This is a genomic window from Neisseria subflava (assembly GCF_003044935.1).
Lineage (GTDB): Bacteria > Pseudomonadota > Gammaproteobacteria > Burkholderiales > Neisseriaceae > Neisseria > Neisseria subflava_E.
This window is the reverse complement of the sequence record NZ_POXP01000001.1, coordinates 136,786-155,201: the sequence shown is the minus strand read 5'-3', so window position 1 is coordinate 155,201 and position 18,416 is coordinate 136,786. Positions and strand designations below refer to the sequence as shown.

Genomic DNA, 18,416 nt, shown 5'->3' with positions numbered 1-18,416 from the left:
ATACACATCAGTCCGTTATCCAATCCATTTCATAGGATTTCAGACGGCACCATCCAGAATCTATGAAGGAGCATCCATGCAAAACAACTTTGACCCATTGATTATCCGTGGCAAATCACTGATTCCCGTTGTACAAGGCGGTATGGGTGTAGGCGTTTCCGCATCAAAACTCTCCAGCGCGGTTGCGCGCGAAAACGGCGTAGGTACCATCGCCAGCGTCGATTTGCGCCACTTGCACGAAGATTTGCTGGCCGAATCAAAAATCGACTCCAGCGAAGAAAAATACACCCGCCTCAACTGCATCGCGCTTGACCGTGAAATCAAAAAAGCCAAAGCCGATTCAGAAGGCAAAGGCATGATTGCCGTCAACGTCATGAAAGCCGTAAAAGACCATGCCGCCTACGTCCGTCAAGCCTGCGAATCCGGCGCAGACGCGATTGTGATGGGCGCAGGTTTGCCTTTGGATTTGCCGGAAATGGCCGAGGGCTACCACAAAGATGTCGCCCTTTTCCCTATTTTGTCCGAATCACGCGGTATCAACATCGTTTTGAAACGTTGGATGAAAAAAGGCATCTTGCCCGATGCCATCGTTATCGAACACCCTGCCCACGCAGCCGGCCACTTGGGCGCAGCAACCGTTGATGGCGTGAACGATGCCAAATTCGAGTTCAAACGCGTTATTGAAGAAACGTTTGAAGTATTCAAAAACTTGGGCTTGGAAAGCGAAAAAATCCCGTTGGTACTCGCCGGCGGCATGGCAAACTTTGAAAAAGTCAAAACAGCCTTGAAAAACTGGGGCGCGTCCGCCGTTCAAATCGGTACCGCATTTGCCGTAACCGAAGAAGGCGATGCCCACATCAACTTCAAGAAAACGCTGGCCGGTGCGGAAACCGAAAAAGTGGTTGAATTCATGTCTGTTGCCGGTTTGCCTGCACGCGGAGTGCGCACCAAATTCCTTGACAACTACATCAAACGCGAGGCCAAATTGCAAGCCAATGCCAAAAACGATCCGCGCCGTTGCACACAAGGCCTGAACTGCCTGACCAGCTGCGGTTTGCGTGACGGTTTGGCCAAAGCCGGTCAATTCTGTATCGATATCCAACTTTCCGCGGCATTCCGCGGTGAAGTCGATAAAGGCCTGTTTTTCCGCGGTAAAGACCCGTTGCCGTTTGGCAATGCCATCCGTACGGTTCAAGAAACCATTCATTATCTCTTGAACGGTTCCCTGCCTGTCGTCCCTGCCAAATAAACGCATCAACACTCAAAAGGCCGTCTGAAAAACATTTAAACCCTGTTTTCAGACGGCCTTTTTATCCCAATCCATCTAAAAAATGCTAAGATTATTGCCTGAATTTATCGGCAGAAACATCATGAACCCATTATTAAACCACCTCAAACCCTATCCTTTCGCCCGCCTGCGTGAAGCCATGCAAGGCATTGACGCACCCGAGGGCCTAACGCCCATTCATCTGCAAATCGGCGAGCCGAAACACCCGACACCCAAAGTCATCACCGACGCGCTGACCGCCTCCCTACACGAACTGGAAAAATATCCGCTGACCGCAGGCCTGCCCGAACTGCGCCAAGCCTGCACCGAATGGGTGGCCCGCCGTTATGATGGTTTGAGCCTCAATCCCGACAATGAAATCCTGCCGGTATTGGGCAGCCGGGAAGCTTTGTTCTCTTTTATCCAAACCGTTTTAAATCCGGCTTCAGACGGCCCCAAACCGGTCGTTATCAGCCCCAACCCGTTCTATCAAATTTACGAAGGCGCGACTATTTTGGGCGGCGGCGAAATCCATTTTGCCAACTGTCCTGCGCCCAGCTTCAATCCCGATTGGAGCAGCCTGCCCGAAGACGTATGGCAACGCACCAAAGTCCTGATTGTCTGCTCGCCCAACAACCCGAGCGGCAGCGTCCTGCAATTAGAAGACTGGAAAGAAATTTTTGATTTGCAAGACAAATACGGCTTCGTTATTGCCTCTGACGAATGCTATTCCGAAATCTATTTTGACAGCAACAAACCAATCGGCGGCTTGCAGGCTGCGGCGCAATTAGGACGCGGCACACGCAACATTATTATGTTCACCAGTCTGTCCAAACGCTCCAATGTCCCCGGTTTACGTTCCGGCTTTGTCGCAGGCGATGCCGAATTGCTCAAAAACTTCCTGCTCTACCGCACCTACCACGGCAGCGCGATGAGCATTCCCGTCCAACGTGCCAGCATTGCCGCTTGGAACGATGAAGAACACGTCATTGACAACCGCCGCCTCTACCAAGAAAAATTCGACCGCGTCATCCCTATTTTGCAACAGGCATTCGATGTCAAACTGCCTGACGCGTCGTTCTACATTTGGCTGAAAGTTCCCGATGGCGACGACTTGGCATTCTCGCGCAACCTGTGGCAGAAAGCCGCTATCCAAGTGTTGCCCGGCCGCTTCCTCGCCCGCGATACCGAGCAAGGCAATCCGGGCGAAGGCTACGTCCGCATCGCTTTGGTTGCCGATGTGGAAAGCTGCGTCAAAGCAGCTGAAACCATGGTTGCTTTATACCGCCGATAAAATAAAGGCCGTCTGAAATTTCAGACGGCCTTTTAAAATCGACCAAGTTATATCACGAAATCCAACAGATAAAAATCTTCTTTGCCTACGCCGCACTCAGGGCATTTCCAGTCGTCGGGAATGTCTTCGAACTTGGTACCTGCCGGCAGGCCGTGTTCGGGGTCGCCGACATCTTCATCGTAAATCCAGCCGCAAGGGCCGCACATATATTGAGCCATTTGGTGTTCCTTCCATTTTGAAAGGCCGTCTGAAACCGTATTTTCAGACGGCCTTTCGTGTGTTTTATTGTTGATATTTTGAATTTATTGCGCTGCTTCCAAAGCGGCGATTTCTTTACGCAGGTGTTTGATGGCCGGTGTTACGATGGCGACAAACATGGCCTCGCGGACGCGGCGTTGTGCCGGGCTGCGCATCAGATAACCTTTCGCGCCTGCATGCAATGCGGCAGATTGAGTGGCGTTCAATGCCAACACAGCAGCGGCTTCACGCAGTTTCAAGGTTGCCAGCGTGTCAGGTTTATTGTTCCACGCATCATCGGCAAGGCGTTCGGTTTCCGCCCATGCGTCGTCCAACGCAGCTTTCAACTCATCGTAGCTATGTTCGAGGTAAGCGTTCACTTCCGCGTTCACTACATTAGCCATGCGGATAATGCCGAGCGCACCGTCAATCACACCGGCGCCGATACCCATTTGCAACAGAATAAAACCGGCTTTAATGGTCGGGATATAAGACTGGAACTGCTCAGGTGAAGCAATCACATCTTCATCGGGAATAAACACATCTTTAAAATTCAGGCTGTAAGTGCGCGTGCCTTCCAAACCACAGAATTCAGGGCAATCTTGCAGGGTAACGCCTTCCCATTGGCCGCCGGTAATAAACATCACATAGCTGTCGCCGACTTGGGCGGTATTCGCCCAAATATGGTCTTCGCCGATATTGGATACCCAAGGCAAAGCACCGTTGACTTTATAGCCGCCCTCGACGCGCTCGGCTTGCAGGTTGTGTTTTTCAATGCCGGCAAGGTGTTTGACGGTATTGGACATGCCCGTACCGGCCAAAACTTTGCCCTGCAGAATATCGGCCAAATATTTGTCTTTAACCGCTTGGTTGGGGGATTGGTGCAGATACCACGCGCAAGCCGCCTGACACCATGCGCTGAACGAAGTCGCGCCGCACTCTTTACCGATTTCGCGCAATACGGCGATTTGCGTTGCCAAACCCAAACCGTTACCGCCTTCTTCAACCGTACCGGTCGCGGCAAAACCGCCGATTTTGCCCAATTCCAGCATAAATTCTTTCGGGTACAGGCCTTTGCGGTCGATGTCGTCCACCAATGGTTTTAATTTGCTTTTAACGAGTTCGGCAACATTGTTCAGTAAAGCTTCGCGTGTCATGATTTTTTCCTCTGAATAAGGTTTGAAGCGTAGATGGTTCTACTCATGAATTATTCTTGACAACAAGGATATCCCTTGCTTTTTGCTAAAAGGCCGTCTGAATTTTCAGACGGCCTTTGATGAGATTAGGCAAATGCCTGCAATTCAGGGTTGATTTCAGTTTTGGCAAGGTTGTTGACGTAGTTGCACAAGGTTGCCAAAGCAACGCCCATAACTACTTCAACGGCTTGCTGTTGGTTGTAACCGGCATCGAAGAAAGCTTTCAGCTCGTCGTCGGATACTGCGCCTTTTTTCGCCATAACGGCTTGGGTGAATGTCGCCAAAGCACTCAGTTTGGCATCGTCAAACTCACCTGCAGCCAATGCGCGTGCGGCTTTGATGGATTGTTCGGACAGCAGTTTTTTCAGGGTAGCCAGTTTGGTGTGGCCGGCAACACAGAAGCCGCATTCGTTGGTACGGGCGGCAATGATTTGAATAACTTCGACTTCGCCGGCAGTCAGGCTGTTGGCACCATTCATTTTGCCGACTTCTTGATAAAACGCCAAAGCTTCAGGCGCATTGGCCAAAACGCCGATCAGGTTAGGAATAAAGCCATTGTTTTTCAATACGGCTTCAATGCGTGGTTTAGCAGCTTCAGGAGCGGTTTCAACTGTGTGTATGGTTAAACGTGACATCTTTATGACCTTTTTTGTAATAAAACGAAGTGGGCATAATAAGCCATCCGTCTCCATCAGAAAAAGACTTATTGGTTATTTACCGCGAACCAAAAGTTATAAGGCCGTCTGACGGATTCAGACGGCCTTATCAAATGATTCAACTCATTATTTTATAAAGTTTTTCAGCAGCATAGAAGCGATGTCGTCCAAGCCGAAGCCATCCGCATCTTGAGCCGTGCCGTTAGGTGTGGCTTTATCTACCAAATCAGGCAATACTTTGGCCAACAAATCGCCTGCTTGACCGGCATCCACGCCGAATTTTTGCGCGATTTGGTTTACCGTATCGCTGCCCAAAGCATTTTGCAGGTCGGTGCCGGACACAGGCAGATTGCTGGATTGGTTGGAAACCCAGCTGCTCAGGGTATCGCCCAAACCGCCTTGTTGCAGTTGGTTGATCAGGTTGCCCACGCCGCCTTGCTGTTTCACCAAATCCATCGCCATATCGGTCAGAGAACCTTGTGCGCCGTTTTCGCTGTTGCCACCTAACATTTGAGTAGCCGCATTCAAAAGATTGTCCATGAGTGCCATGACTTTTTCCTTGTATTTGTGTCTAAAAAAGAGAACGGAGTGTAGCAAAATTTGCACTGAAAAAAATCAGGCTTAACCAAACTAAACTTCTTTTATCCCAAAGCCGTAACAAAACAAAGGCCGTCTGAAACCCAGTTTCAGACGGCCTTTATAATGAATAATGCTATTCTTCGCGGCCATTGAAATACTCGGCCGCGCCACCTTCAAAAAAACCTTGCAAAATCGCCTGCGCCGCTACTTGGTCAAGCACGGATTTTTGTTTTCGGCCAAATACTTGCGCTTCAGCAAGCAGGCTTTCCGCGTATAAGGAAGACATCCTTTCGTCCACCCAATAAACCGGCAAGTTAAAACGTCCGTGCAAACGGCGACCAAACTTGCGGCTCAAACGGGTCAGCTCATGCTCCGTGCCATCGGTATGCGTCGGCAGGCCGACCACAAAATACTTGGGCTGCCATTCTTTGACCAGCTTGGCAATGGCCTCGAATTTTTCATCATTACTGTTGCCGGTTACCGTCGCCAGCGGATGGGTCATGCCCAACTCGGCATCCCCCTGCGCCACGCCGATACGCGCCTCGCCGAAGTCAAAGGCCAAAACCGTGCCTTTTGTTGCATCAGGCATGGCCGACTCCTGAAACCAAGGCGTTCGGATTGATGCCTAATTTTTCAAAAGCGGCGGCATAACGGAGTTCGTAAGGCACATCAAAAAGAATATGCTCGTCCGCAGGCACGGTCAACCAAACATTTTCTGCCAGCTCGCGCTCCAACTGCCCTTTGCCCCATTTTGAATAACCAATACTGATCAAAGCCTTGTCCACCGCACCTTCTTTAGACAGGTTTTCAATCACATCGCGCGAAGAAGTTAGCGCGACGTTATCGGTTACCACCATGCTGTTTTGCCAGCGGCCGATCGGCGTATGCACGACATAGCCGCGCTCAATCTGAACCGGCCCGCCCATCATCACGTTTTCATGTTGCAGACGCAACGGGATATTGCGGTCGGCGGCGGCGAAAATCATGTCCATGGTAATCGGCGAAGGTTTGTTGATGATGATGCCCAGCGCACCTTCTTCATCGTGTTCGCACACATAAATGACCGTATCCGTAAAAAACGGATCATCCATATGAGGCATGGCAATCAGGAAATGGTTGGCTAAATTCATATTCTTTTAATCTATTAAGCTGATTTTATTATTTTTGTCCATCGGCAACCGGCGCGTCCACCACGCACGCACCGTAAACCGCGCCGCCTGCCGGTACCGGCGTATCGGTTTTCGCATGGGCAAAACACGATACCGCGCTCAAAGAGTTCTTCGGCGAACCTTGAACGATTTTATCGCTGTATACCAAATAAGCAAAAGACTTACGTTTCGGATCGTAGTAGCGGATAATCTGCTGGCTCTTAAATGCTATGCTGGCACTACGTTTGAACACTTGTCGCGGTTTCAAAACCGCAGCCTCGTTATAACGGATGACTTCCGCACTTTGCACGCAGGAAACCGATGCGTCGCTGGCATCTTCTTCCAGATTGACCGTTTCTTTCAAACCGCCTTTTTTCGCGTACGAAATATAACAGGCAACCCCCTGCACATCAGGATCGTCAAAACCTTCCACTTCAATACGGTCGTTTTTACCCAGCATATGAAACACCGTACTGGCACGTCCGATTTTATCGGTATTGTCACCGCAAGCCGCCAAAACCATGGCGCCCAACACTACTAATAAATATTTTTTCATAATATCCCGTCGATGCAGACTGTCAATTTCCAGGCAGACTTAAATCCCGTCCGCCTCCTCTATCGTTACTATATAAGACCGTTCGTCCATATTGCAACCCGATATTATTTTCAGACGGCCTGACAGACAGTATAATCCGTCCTATTGTTCCTACTTTGATAGCAAGATCGAACCATGCGTTACAAACCCCTCATTCTCGCCCTGTTGCTCAGTTTCTCCCTGCCAACCTATGCTGCCAAAGACGCGCCGAAAGAAAAAGCGGCCGCCGTCAAAAAAGCTGCGTCCGTGAAAAAAGAAAAAGAAGCCGCCAAGGCAGATGTAAAAAAAGAAACCTCAAAAAAACAAGCGGCAAAAGAAAAAGAGGAAGACAAAAAAGCGGTTAAAGCCAAAGCCTCCAAAGAGAAGGAAACCGCCGACAACAACGAACGCGCTTCAGCCAAAAACAAAACGGCTAAAGCCGCCGAAGTAGTTGCCGACAATAAAAAGGCCAGCCGCAAAACCGAAGAGTCTAAAGAAACGGCAAAAGACAAAAAAGCCGCAGCCGCAAAATCCGGCAAAGCCAAAGAACAAGACAAGAAACCTGTTGAAGATAAAAAAGACAGCAAAGTCAAAGAGCCTGCTAAACAAGCGGCCGAGGATAAAAAAGACGGCAAAAAAACCAAAGAGCCCGTAAAAAAAGCAGCCGAAGACAAAAAGGCCGAAGCTAAAGAAGCCAAAGAACCTGCAAAAAAAACTATTGAAGACAAAAAAGACGCTAAAAAAGACACAAAAGCCAAAGAACAAAACAAAAAAGCCGAGCCTAAAGTTGAGCCTAAAGCCGCTTCTTCAGTCGAAAACGATTTCAAAGCAGCCGTAACTGCCGCCGCCAACGATATGGAAACTAAAAAATCCTTTGCCAAACGCAACGAGGGTTTCATTATCCATGTCAATGCCACGCTCAAACAGCTGCAACAAACACGCAACAACCTCTCCGGCATCAACCGCAAACAACGCGACGCATGGGAAAAATTTCAAAAGCTCAATGCCGATGCCAACCAGTTGAAAGCCGAAGTTTCCAACACGCGCGCCCAAATTTCGCGCTTTGTGTCCGGCAACTATAAAAACAGCCAGCCCAACGCGGTTGCCCTCTTCCTGAAAAACGCCGATGCCGGTCAAAAAACCCGCTTCCTGCGTTACACGCGTTATATCAACAACGCCAACGACCAAGTCATGAGAGACTTGGAAAAACAACAGAAAGAACTGGCCGCGCAAGAGCAAAAAATCAACAATGAATTGGCTTACCTGAAAAAACTGCAAGCCAATATCCAAGCTTCGTTGCGTCAACAAGGCGTAACCAATACCGCAGAACAAGCCGAAAGCCGCCGTCAAAACGCGCAAATGGCCAAAGAAGCGCAAAAGAAAATCAACCACAGAGAAAACGAGCAACGCCTCAACAATCTCTTGAAAGATTTGGAAAAACGCAAAGCCGAGCAACGCAAAGCCGAAGCCGAAGCACGTAAAAAAGCCGCCGAAGCCCGCTTGGCCGCCGCTGAAAAAGCCCGCAAAGAGCAGGCTGCCGCCCAACAAAAAGCCGAAGCCGAACGCGCCGCCATGTCCACACTGACTGACGAAGACATGAAACTGCAAGCCCCCAACACCCAAGGCTTTACCGTCAGCAACGCCAACAGCTTCAGCCGTATGCAAGGCCGTCTGAAAAAACCGGTCAACGGCACACTGGCAGGCCTGTTTGGTCAAGACCGCGGCGATGGCGAAGTTTGGAAAGGCGTGTTCTACAATACCGTTCCTGCTCCGGTCAGCAGCATTGCCTCAGGCACGGTTACTTTTGCCGGCGAACTTGAAGGCTACGGCAAAGTAGTCGTTCTCGACCACGGCGACGGCTATGTCAGCATTTACTCCGGTCTGAACGAAATCGACATCGCCCAAAACTACGCCGTCAATGCAGGCAGCAAAATTGGCACCAGCGGCACTTTGCCGTCGGGCGAAACCGGCCTTTACCTTGAAGTCCGCTACAACGGACAAGTCATGAATCCGCTTTCCTGGATTAACTGATGTTTCAGACGGCCTGAGTGAGTTTTCCCCTTTCAGGCCGTCTGAATTTTCATCATAAACTACAATAAAACACGATTTTCACGCCTGTTCAGCACATTAAACAACAAACTTTTACCTTAAACTTATTGTTCCAAGCGTTTAAATCAAATAAAGTCAACGGGTTCAGAGAAAACAAAAACCACTTTGCTTACCGTACACAAAAAGAAAGTCAAACGAATGTCAACAAAATCCACTTTGAAAAAAGTTGCAATCTACACTCTCGGCGCGTTTAGCGGCATCGCCCTCAGTCTGAGTGTACAAAGTTTTGCCGCCGAAAAAGACAAAAAAGACAACGAGGCCCTGCCCGTGCAAACCATCCGCACCATGGCAGAAGTGTACGGCCAAATCAAAGCCAACTATTACCAAGACAAACCAGACGCCGAGCTCTTTGAAGGTGCAATGAAAGGCATGGTGTCCGACCTCGATCCGCATTCCGAGTATATGGACAAAAAAGGCTATGCTGAAATGAAAGAGTCCACCAGCGGCGAATTCGGTGGCTTGGGCATGGAAATCGGACAAGAAGACGGCTTCGTCAAAGTCGTTGCCCCGATTGAAGACACACCCGCAGAGCGCGCCGGCGTGAAAAGCGGCGACTTCATCGTCAAAATCGACAATACCTCTACGCGCGGCCTGACCGTCAGCGAAGCCGTCAAAAAAATGCGCGGCAAACCGGGTACCAAAATCACCCTGACCCTTTCACGCAAAAATGCCGACAAACCCATCGTCGTCAACCTGACCCGCGCCATCATCAAAGTCAAAAGCGTGCGCCATCATCTGCTTGAAAAAGACTACGGCTACATCCGCGTCTCCCAATTCCAAGAGCGCACCGTTGCCGCGCTTAACGAAGCCGCACAAGCCCTTGTCAAAGAAAACAAAGGCCCGCTCAAAGGCATCATCCTCGACTTGCGCGACGACCCGGGCGGCCTGCTCAACGGTGCAGTCGGCGTATCCGCAGCCTTCCTGCAGCCTGACGTAACTGTTGTCAGCACCAAAGGCCGCAACAAAAAAGAAGGCATGGTGCTCAAAGCAACTGCCGAAGACTACATCACCACCAGCGGCAAAGACCCGTTGGCCGGATTGCCTGCCGAGCTGAAAACCATTCCTATGACCGTCCTGATTAACGCAGGCTCGGCCTCCGCTTCCGAAATCGTTGCCGGCGCATTACAAGACCACAAACGCGCCGTTGTCGTCGGCACACAAAGTTTCGGCAAGGGCTCAGTGCAAACCCTGATTCCGCTTTCCGGCGGCAGCGCAGTCAAACTGACTACCGCCCTTTACTACACGCCAAACGACCGCTCGATTCAAGCACAAGGCATTGTTCCTGACGTTGAAGTCAAAGACAAAGACCGCGCCTTTGAAAGCCGCGAAGCCGATTTGGTCGGCCATATCGGCAATCCGTTGGGCGGCCAAGACGTCAACAGCAGCACTGAAACGCCTGCCGACGCTGAAACCAAAGCCGATAAAGACAAGTCTAAAAAAGACAAAGACGAAGACATCTCCAGCCGCCGCATTCCAAATCCGGCCAAAGACGATCAGCTCCGCAAAGCCTTGGACTTGGTGAAAAATCCAGCCGAATGGCAAAAATCTTTAGGTTTGGCAGCGAAAAAACCTGCACCGAAAAAAGATGCGGATAAAGACAGCAAAAAATAAACCTGTTATTTCTCAATAAAAAAGGTCGTCTGAAAACGATATGATTGTTTTCAGACGACCTTTTCTATGTTATTTCACTCCCCAATACACCAGTCCCTTATATGGCAACTTAATATTAGGCAACCAAAAATCTTCTCCCTGCCAACCTTTGTCTTTATTTCCTACTACTTGATAAAGTGTAAGGAATAAATCATTAGGATATTTTTCTCCTAATTTACGGTCGTCTTCCGAAAGCATTGTACCAGTTGCTCGAGAAAGTTTACGTCCGGTTTTGATCAAAATATAGGTTTTAAAACTTGGACGTTGTGCCTTTAATGCTTCTACACCAGCAATAAATTTTTCCTTATCCCAGTCATCAGGTACATAATTACCAAGCTTATCTAAAATCAAGAATAGATCTTCTATGTCTATTTGATACAAATCAGATTGTACCTTATCTATCAAAACAGATGGAAGAATACCGTTTATAGCCAACAAGTTATTCTCATTCGGACGAAGTGGAAAGTAATTTACACCACCAACCATTTGATTGATACTATCAGCTTTTAATACATTCTTTCTGGTCGGATTGATGTTTTTCGGGTAAATAACCTGAATATTGCCATCTGATTTTTTTGCCTGCTCAATAATCAGATTATTTGCTTGATTGAGTTGTACAAAGAAGTAATAGACATCAAACGGAATATAAAGCCGTAATAATGATTTATCACGGTCATATCCAAAAATACGCGAATGTTGCCAGAAAGTATCTGCATTCGGTTTTTTGGCAGTACGACTATAATAAACCGTTTGTAGTTTCGGAATAGTTAAGCCTCGTCCAATCACATTCCCACCAATAATAATGTTAAAGCCTCTTTCTAAATCAAAATCTGATTCTGTCTGCGAGTTAACGACGAGAGTATAAATTTGCTTATTTTCTAAAAGTTCTGTTAGTTTTTCATAAATTTCCTCAAAATGATGAATATCAGGCTTAGTCTTTTGCAAATCCAAATAATCTTCTTTAAAGCTGTCTGCAAAATTCTCCCCGCTATTAATCGCTTGTACCAAATCATTCAAAAAGGCTTGGATTTTTTGAGAAAAGGCTTGATGATCTTGGATTTTATAACTTGGATGTAAAGCAAAATTACAATTGGTTTTACCGCATAAAGCAAACTCTGCACAAGTAAGCAGAAAACTGTGCAATGCCTGTTTTACCCCTTCGGCAATTTCACCACTCGCATCTTTCATATCGTCCAATTCACTGTCAATGAAGCGAACAATATAGCTTGGAGGATCAGAAAAGACAAAGTTGCCACCGATGTATTTTTCACCAGCTTCAAAGAAATGGATAAATTCAGGTTGCCAATCAGATTCTTCATTTTGCAATAAAAGCGATTGAGGCGTGGCGGTCAACTGAATAAATAGGCTTTGACAACAAGAATTCTTAATGTCATTTAGCAGTTTATTGATAGTACTGACATCTTTATCTGGCTTATCAGCATTAGTATTTAAGCTGGCCGCATCGGCTTCATCGTCCACAATAACCAAAGGATAGCCTTTCAGGCTACTTTGACTGGCAAACAAATTACGCCAACGTTTCAATACACGGGCATTCTTTTTAATCACAACCAAAATAGGATTATTTGCCTTCATTACCTGCGTAAAACTACTGTCATCATTCTCAGATAATATAATAAATTTATCCAATGATGTTTTTGCTCGTTTTAATGTTTGTTGCTGTAAATCTACGCTATCGGTTGTCAAATAAATAAACAGCTTAAAATCACAATCAGCCAAAACACTCAATATACCCAATACTTGAGCGGTTTTACCACTTTGGACATTGCCTAACAGCAAAATGTTTTGGACGTTCTTCTGTTCAATTTGAGATAGTTTTTCCATAAAACCATCAACAGTCTTTTTAACAGAATTAGCCAACTCAGGCAGTGTTAATTGGTTCAGATAAGTTTGCAACATCTAGTTTTTCCCCTTGAATGAAAGCAACCAAACATCTGGATCATCGGTTGAGCGGAATTCAACGTGATCATTGCCGTATTGATGCAAGGTTTCAGGCGTAACAGGCTCACCTGATTTTAGACATCCTGAAATTTCCAAACGCCCCTTTATCCATTTACCCAATGTTTTTAGATCATCTTCTGAACGTAGATTTTCCGTAGATAATCGACTACCCTTATTTTTTGAACTGGAATAGCAAGAAAAAGACCAACCGTCATCAGTAATAATCTTTACTGTTCTATTTGTAGGGTAACCCTCTTGACGGACGATTTGAATAGGGACAATTAATTCAACTTCATACCAAGAACGAAGTTGCCATGGTTTCTTAGGATTTTTTCCTTTGCCAAAAAAACAATTTAGATTACTTTTTGGCTCTGTCTTTACAGGGATTAAAAAATGATATTGCGCTGTTTGTCTAAAAAGTTCAGAAACTTTATTTGCATCAATTTTCTCCACACCAATACAATTTTCCAAATAAACATTGTGCGGTGCAAAAATAGTCGGTTCACTTGCCTGATTAATAGGTTTCCCTAAAAACTTGATAATCCGTCGGATACCTGAATGTAAATCAGATGCCGTCTGAAAATCATCCAAATGCACCATGGTTTCGTAAGTGCGTTCGGTGTTATCCCAAAAACACGTTAAATTTGCAGAACCAATCAAGCCATTAATTTGTTCTTGATGCTTGAATGAGTACATTTTTCCGTGAAATTTAACAAATGGCGAAACGTATACTTGCCCACGTTTCTCAGCTTGTAAAAAAGCATTCAATCTGCACAAACTACGGTATTGTGGTTGGGAAAATCCTTCCAAATAGTGCATTCCGACCAATAATTCTACTGTTCTGATACTTGTCTTTTGTTCCAAAATACGTTGTAATTCAATAACAGCATCATTGGATACATAACCTGTTGCCATTAAAACTTCATCAGCATCTAAAAATAGATCCATCCAAACATCATTTAGCTTTTTTTGTGTTATTTGAGCAGGGTAGAAATTAGAAAAAACCGTATTCATCGTTTCCCTCCTCGAATTTTGCTTAATCGGTCATGAAATAAAACTTCTTTTTCTGCAACCAATTTCTCATGCAAATCTACTTTCTCATAGTTACCTGAAAAAATCGGTAAAATGCTTTTTGCCAGTTCAACCACGCCCTGGGGAGGAACCGCATTGCCAATCTGGCGACGTACTTCCGTCGTTGAGCCAACAAACTCAAAATCATCAGGAAAACTTTGAAGCCTTGCTCGTTCTCTATTAGTAAAAGCACGTGGTTCAGGGAAGTGATAGCCCCAAGTTCCACCGCCACCTGCTGCAATAATTGTTTTTGATGGCTCGCTACGATGCATACGACGATAAACGTGGCTAATCATACCTTTCACATATAAAGGATGATCTTTAGGAATATCAGTAAAATTTCCACCTTCAGGAATTAATTCCAACATACGGCGTGTTTTATCACTAATTTTTAGTAATTCATTATTACTAACATTTTGTGGAATATTAGATATCGCCTGACCAGCAGTTACATATGGTTTTAAGCCATTTTCGCCAGTTTCATTGTATGTCGGTTTTGGATGATGAAAATCAAATCCTGTATCCAAACGTACTCCGACAATCAGCACACGTTCACGAAATTGAGGTACGCCAAATTCAGCAAAGTTATACAGCTTTGCCTGAACGTAATAACCGCAATTTTCAAAGTCGGTAATAATTTGCTGGATGGCTTTTTTCTTGTTAGCAGTCAACAAACCTTTCACATTCTCAGCAACAAAAACTTTCGGTTTTTTTGCATTTACAAAACGTAAAAAGCTTTTATAAAGATTGCCGCGTTCACCCTCTAAGCCCGGCTGTTTCCAAATCATGGAAAAATCTTGACAAGGGAACCCGCCTAAAATGATGTCGCAATCGGGAATAGTTGGATCATTCGGATCAATTTGTTCAATATCACCTTCTACGATGACATCGCCGATATTTTTACGGAAACTTTCGCAAGCCCAATGGGAAAAATCGTTCGCCCAAACAGTTTCATAACCAGCTTGGTGAAAACCCAAATCTAAACCTCCACATCCTGAAAATAGAGATAGAATTCTGGGTTTATTGTCAGAAGAATTAAAATTTGCGATTTGTTTAGATGGCATAGGATTTCACTCCTATGCATAGATTTGATAAAAACCCTTGAAGGGATTTTAATAGAGAACTAGGCAAGGCAAGGCAAGGCAAGGCAAGGCAAGGCAAGGCAAGGCAAGGCAAGGCAAGGCAAGGCAAGCTTACCATCGTTATTTTGAAATAAAATCATTTTTCTAAAATTTCCATGTAAATTTTTCCTATTATGCCGCAAAAAAACAGCAAATGCCGCTGCATTAAACAAGTGATGAATACTTGAAATTATAAATAAAGTATTCATAATCCCAAGGCCGTCTGAAAACCTTCCTCACTTTTCAGACGACCTTTTCACACATCAAATATTCCACAGGGAAAACACCATGGCAAAAGCCCCCAAAACCATCTACCAATGTACCGAATGCGGCGGCACTTCCCCGAAATGGCAAGGCAAATGTCCGCATTGCGGCGAGTGGAACACGCTTCAGGAAAGCCTGGCCGCGCCCGAACCGAAAAACGCCCGCTTCCAATCTTGGGCGGCGGACACCTCGACCGTCCAATCCCTCTCCGCCGTTACCGCCACCGAAGTGCCGCGCAATCCGACCGGCATGGGCGAGCTTGATCGCGTATTGGGCGGCGGTTTGGTCGATGGCGCGGTCATCCTGCTCGGCGGCGACCCCGGCATCGGCAAATCTACGTTGCTGTTGCAAACCATCGCCAAAATGGCGCAAAGCCGCAAAGTGCTGTACGTTTCCGGTGAGGAATCCGCCCAACAAGTCGCCCTGCGTGCACAGCGTTTAGAACTACCTACCGAAGGCGTGAACCTGCTTGCCGAAATCCGTATGGAAGCGATTCAGACGGCCTTGAAACAGCATCAGCCCGAAGTCGTCGTCATCGACTCCATCCAAACCATGTATTCCGACCAAATCACTTCCGCCCCAGGCTCCGTGTCTCAGGTGCGCGAATGTGCCGCCCAACTGACGCGTATGGCGAAACAGATGGGCATCGCCATGATATTGGTCGGACACGTTACCAAAGACGGTGCGATCGCCGGCCCGCGCGTACTGGAACATATGGTCGATACCGTGCTGTATTTCGAGGGCGACCAACACTCCAACTACCGCATGATACGCGCCATCAAAAACCGTTTCGGCGCGGCAAACGAATTGGGCGTATTCGCCATGACCGAAAATGGTTTGAAAGGCGTCTCCAACCCGTCCGCTATCTTCCTTGCCAGCTACCGCGACGACACGCCAGGTTCATGTGTTTTGGTCACACAGGAAGGTAGCCGCCCGCTTTTGGTCGAAATTCAGGCACTGGTCGATGACGCACACGGTTTTACCCCCAAACGACTCACCGTCGGCCTCGAACAAAACCGCCTCGCCATGCTGCTCGCCGTCCTCAACCGCCATGGCGGCATTGCCTGCTTCGACCAAGACGTGTTCCTCAATGCCGTCGGTGGCGTCAAAATCGGCGAACCCGCCGCCGACCTTGCTGTCATCCTCGCCATGCTCTCCAGCTTCCGCAACCGCCCCATGCCCGAAAAAACCGTGGTTTTCGGCGAAATCGGCTTAAGTGGCGAAGTCCGCCCTGTTGCACGCGGACAAGAGCGGCTCAAAGAAGCGGAAAAACTCGGCTTCAAACGCGCCATCGTTCCCAAAGCCAATATGCCGCGCAATGCCAAAGAGTTTCCAAACCTGAAAATCTACGGCGTCAGCAGTTTGCAGGAAGCGATTGACGTTTGTCGTGACGGGGATTAAACCGTTTCGATAATCCGACTCAAAAAACAATCAGCTAAAAGGCCGTCTGAAAACTTTCAGACGGCCTCTCTTTAAATTTAAATAATTTTGTTATACTATAACGAACGACTTTATTCTATCTTTTCTACACATCGAAAATCGGAGAGAAATCATGAAAAAAACCGCTTTGCTTATCGCATCCGCCTTCCTGTTCAGCACTGCCGCACACGCCCATCGCGTTTGGGTTGAAACCGCCCACACGCATGGTGGCGAATACCTTGAAGCCGAATTGGGCTATGGTGAATTCCCAGAGCTTGAGCCCATCGCTAAAGACCGCCTGCACATTTTCAGCAAACCCATGCAACTGGTAACTGAAAAAGGCAAAGAAAACATGATTCAAAAAGGCACATACAATTACCAATACCGTAGCAAACTGCCGGTCAAAGACGGCAGCTACTTGGTAACCGCCGAATACCAACCGACTTTCTGGTCAAAAAACAGCGCGGGTTGGAAGCAGGCAAGCATCAAAGAAATGCCTGATGCAAGCTATTGCGAACAAACCCGTATGTTCGGCAAAAACATCGTCAATGTCGGCCACGAAAGCGCAGATACTGCCATCATCACCAAGCAAGTCGGCCAACATTTAGAAATCGTACCTTTGGACAACCCTGCCAACGTCCACGTCGGCGAACGATTCAAAGTCCGTGTCCTCTTCAATGGTGAGCCGCTGCCTAACGCCACCGTTACCGCTACATTTGACGGCTTCGACACCAGCGACCGCAGCAAAACCCATAAAACCGAAGCCCAAGCCTTCTCCGATACCACCGATGATAAAGGCGAAGTCAGCATCATTCCATTGCGCCAAGGTTTCTGGAAAGCCAGCGTAGAACACAAATCCGATTTCCCCGATCAAAGCGTGTGCCAAAAACAGGCGAACTACACTACTTTGACTTTCCAAATCGGTCATTCACATCATTGATTTTTCCATAACGAAAGGCCGTCTGAATATTTCAGACGGCCTTTATTCATCCTATTTAAGGACGATGCGGCGCAAACTGCCATTGTCCCAATTCCAAATTCAAATCAAACAGATTCAGACGGCCTATTGCCACGCGAACCAAGCGTAAACACGGAAAACCTGCTTTCGCCGTCATCCTTCGCACTTGGCGGTTTTTCCCTTCCGAAATTTTGATCTCCACCCAAAAATCAGGTACAGACTTACGCACACGAATCGGCGGCACGCGCTGCCATAAAACATCCGCTTCGCCTTCTTCCAATACCCTGACCTCGGCCGGACGGGTGACAAAATCGCCCAAATCTACGCCACGGCGCAACAAATCCAATTTGGCTTCATCAGGAGAACCCTCCACCTGCGCCCAATAAGTTTTGACCTGCTTGAATTTCGGGTCGGCAATCTGCGCCTGCAAACGGCCATTATTGGTCAGCAACAGCAAACCCTCGCTGTCCGTATCCAAACGTCCGGCCGGATAAAATCCCGGTTTTTCGACAAAATCCTTAAGGCACTGATGTTTTTCATGTGCAGAAAACTGGCAAATCACGCCATAAGGCTTGTTTAGGATAATCAAATCGTTCATTTCACACTTTCAGACGGCCTTAGATTCCAAGCAATCTCGGATAATAAAAAAGACACCGTATAAACGGTGTCTTTCATATTTGGCGGAGTAAGAGGGATTCGAACCCTCGATGCAGGTTGACCCCACATGCTTCCTTAGCAGGGAAGTGCCTTCAGCCTCTCAGCCATTACTCCTAAGGAAGACCGCAATATACGCTTTCTCCCTTCCCTCGTCAAGCATTACCGCCCCAAACTTTCTTAACGCCATGAAATCATTTAAATAAAAATATAATATTTTTTACATCATCCTATTTTTATACTTCTTTCATATATGTTAA

General features: G+C 47.0%; 18 protein-coding genes and 1 tRNA gene. 6 read left to right on the top strand and 13 right to left on the bottom strand.

What is annotated here, in order from left to right; genetic code table 11:
- Positions 1 to 76: 76 nt before the first annotated feature.
- A complete protein-coding gene (locus DBY95_RS00745; RefSeq protein WP_004520097.1) occupies positions 77 to 1,249 on the top strand; it encodes an NAD(P)H-dependent flavin oxidoreductase in 1,173 nt (390 codons plus the stop codon).
- A 121-nt stretch (positions 1,250 to 1,370) separates the two neighbouring features.
- On the top strand, positions 1,371 to 2,561 hold the full coding sequence (dapC, locus tag DBY95_RS00740) for a succinyldiaminopimelate transaminase (RefSeq protein WP_107723030.1): 1,191 nt from the start codon (positions 1,371 to 1,373) through the stop codon (positions 2,559 to 2,561).
- A gap of 47 nt (positions 2,562 to 2,608) precedes the next feature.
- Here the strand turns inward: dapC and DBY95_RS00735 are convergent, their stop codons facing one another.
- The 7 genes from DBY95_RS00735 to DBY95_RS00705 form a co-directional block, all read right to left on the bottom strand.
- The gene (locus DBY95_RS00735) at positions 2,609 to 2,779 is read right to left on the bottom strand and encodes a rubredoxin (RefSeq protein WP_070748201.1); all 171 of its coding nucleotides are present in this window, start codon (positions 2,777 to 2,779) and stop codon (positions 2,609 to 2,611) included.
- 84 nt (positions 2,780 to 2,863) lie between these two features.
- The gene (locus DBY95_RS00730) at positions 2,864 to 3,955 is read right to left on the bottom strand and encodes an acyl-CoA dehydrogenase family protein (protein ID WP_107723029.1); all 1,092 of its coding nucleotides are present in this window, start codon (positions 3,953 to 3,955) and stop codon (positions 2,864 to 2,866) included.
- A gap of 125 nt (positions 3,956 to 4,080) precedes the next feature.
- Positions 4,081 to 4,629: a carboxymuconolactone decarboxylase family protein gene (locus DBY95_RS00725; RefSeq protein ID WP_063068843.1), complete on the bottom strand. Its 549-nt coding sequence runs from the start codon at positions 4,627 to 4,629 to the stop codon at positions 4,081 to 4,083.
- Between the two features lie 147 nt (positions 4,630 to 4,776).
- Positions 4,777 to 5,199: a YidB family protein gene (locus DBY95_RS00720; RefSeq protein WP_107723028.1), complete on the bottom strand. Its 423-nt coding sequence runs from the start codon at positions 5,197 to 5,199 to the stop codon at positions 4,777 to 4,779.
- A gap of 163 nt (positions 5,200 to 5,362) precedes the next feature.
- A complete protein-coding gene (ruvX, locus tag DBY95_RS00715; RefSeq protein WP_107723027.1) occupies positions 5,363 to 5,818 on the bottom strand; it encodes a Holliday junction resolvase RuvX in 456 nt (151 codons plus the stop codon).
- The gene (locus DBY95_RS00710) at positions 5,811 to 6,359 is read right to left on the bottom strand and encodes a YqgE/AlgH family protein (protein ID WP_004520085.1); all 549 of its coding nucleotides are present in this window, start codon (positions 6,357 to 6,359) and stop codon (positions 5,811 to 5,813) included. The genes ruvX and DBY95_RS00710 overlap by 8 nt, the downstream gene beginning before the upstream one ends.
- A gap of 28 nt (positions 6,360 to 6,387) precedes the next feature.
- On the bottom strand, positions 6,388 to 6,933 hold the full coding sequence (locus DBY95_RS00705; RefSeq protein WP_049328632.1) for a CreA family protein: 546 nt from the start codon (positions 6,931 to 6,933) through the stop codon (positions 6,388 to 6,390).
- A 174-nt stretch (positions 6,934 to 7,107) separates the two neighbouring features.
- Between DBY95_RS00705 and DBY95_RS00700 the strand changes: the two genes are divergently transcribed.
- Positions 7,108 to 8,982: a murein hydrolase activator EnvC family protein gene (locus DBY95_RS00700; protein WP_107723026.1), complete on the top strand. Its 1,875-nt coding sequence runs from the start codon at positions 7,108 to 7,110 to the stop codon at positions 8,980 to 8,982.
- A 216-nt stretch (positions 8,983 to 9,198) separates the two neighbouring features.
- A complete protein-coding gene (locus tag DBY95_RS00695; RefSeq protein WP_063075383.1) occupies positions 9,199 to 10,671 on the top strand; it encodes a S41 family peptidase in 1,473 nt (490 codons plus the stop codon).
- Positions 10,672 to 10,740: 69 nt separating this feature from the next.
- Here DBY95_RS00695 and DBY95_RS00690 read toward each other — a convergent pair whose 3' ends face one another.
- The 4 genes from DBY95_RS00690 to DBY95_RS00675 are packed head-to-tail and all read right to left on the bottom strand — an operon-like array spanning position 10,741 to position 15,070.
- Positions 10,741 to 12,627, bottom strand: coding sequence for a Z1 domain-containing protein (locus tag DBY95_RS00690; protein WP_107723025.1), 1,887 nt, complete (start codon positions 12,625 to 12,627; stop codon positions 10,741 to 10,743).
- Complete coding sequence (locus DBY95_RS00685) at positions 12,628 to 13,683, bottom strand: restriction endonuclease PLD domain-containing protein (protein WP_070461612.1); 1,056 nt, start codon at positions 13,681 to 13,683, stop codon at positions 12,628 to 12,630.
- On the bottom strand, positions 13,680 to 14,804 hold the full coding sequence (locus tag DBY95_RS00680; RefSeq protein ID WP_107723024.1) for a DNA cytosine methyltransferase: 1,125 nt from the start codon (positions 14,802 to 14,804) through the stop codon (positions 13,680 to 13,682). The genes DBY95_RS00685 and DBY95_RS00680 overlap by 4 nt, the downstream gene beginning before the upstream one ends.
- Positions 14,805 to 14,863: 59 nt before the next feature.
- Positions 14,864 to 15,070 carry a hypothetical protein gene (locus DBY95_RS00675; RefSeq protein WP_107723023.1) on the bottom strand — a complete coding sequence of 69 codons (207 nt, stop codon included), beginning with the start codon at positions 15,068 to 15,070 and terminating at the stop codon, positions 14,864 to 14,866.
- Between the two features lie 79 nt (positions 15,071 to 15,149).
- Between DBY95_RS00675 and radA the strand changes: the two genes are divergently transcribed.
- Positions 15,150 to 16,526: a DNA repair protein RadA gene (gene radA, locus DBY95_RS00670; RefSeq protein WP_070646766.1), complete on the top strand. Its 1,377-nt coding sequence runs from the start codon at positions 15,150 to 15,152 to the stop codon at positions 16,524 to 16,526.
- A 151-nt stretch (positions 16,527 to 16,677) separates the two neighbouring features.
- Positions 16,678 to 17,484 (top strand): DUF4198 domain-containing protein, encoded by an 807-nt coding sequence (locus DBY95_RS00665; protein WP_107723022.1) that lies wholly within the window; start codon positions 16,678 to 16,680, stop codon positions 17,482 to 17,484.
- A gap of 55 nt (positions 17,485 to 17,539) precedes the next feature.
- Here the strand turns inward: DBY95_RS00665 and DBY95_RS00660 are convergent, their stop codons facing one another.
- Positions 17,540 to 18,100, bottom strand: a complete 561-nt coding sequence (locus tag DBY95_RS00660) for a pseudouridine synthase (RefSeq protein WP_107723021.1) — start codon at positions 18,098 to 18,100, stop codon at positions 17,540 to 17,542.
- Between the two features lie 80 nt (positions 18,101 to 18,180).
- Positions 18,181 to 18,273, bottom strand: a tRNA-Ser gene (locus tag DBY95_RS00655).
- Positions 18,274 to 18,416 lie beyond the last annotated feature (143 nt).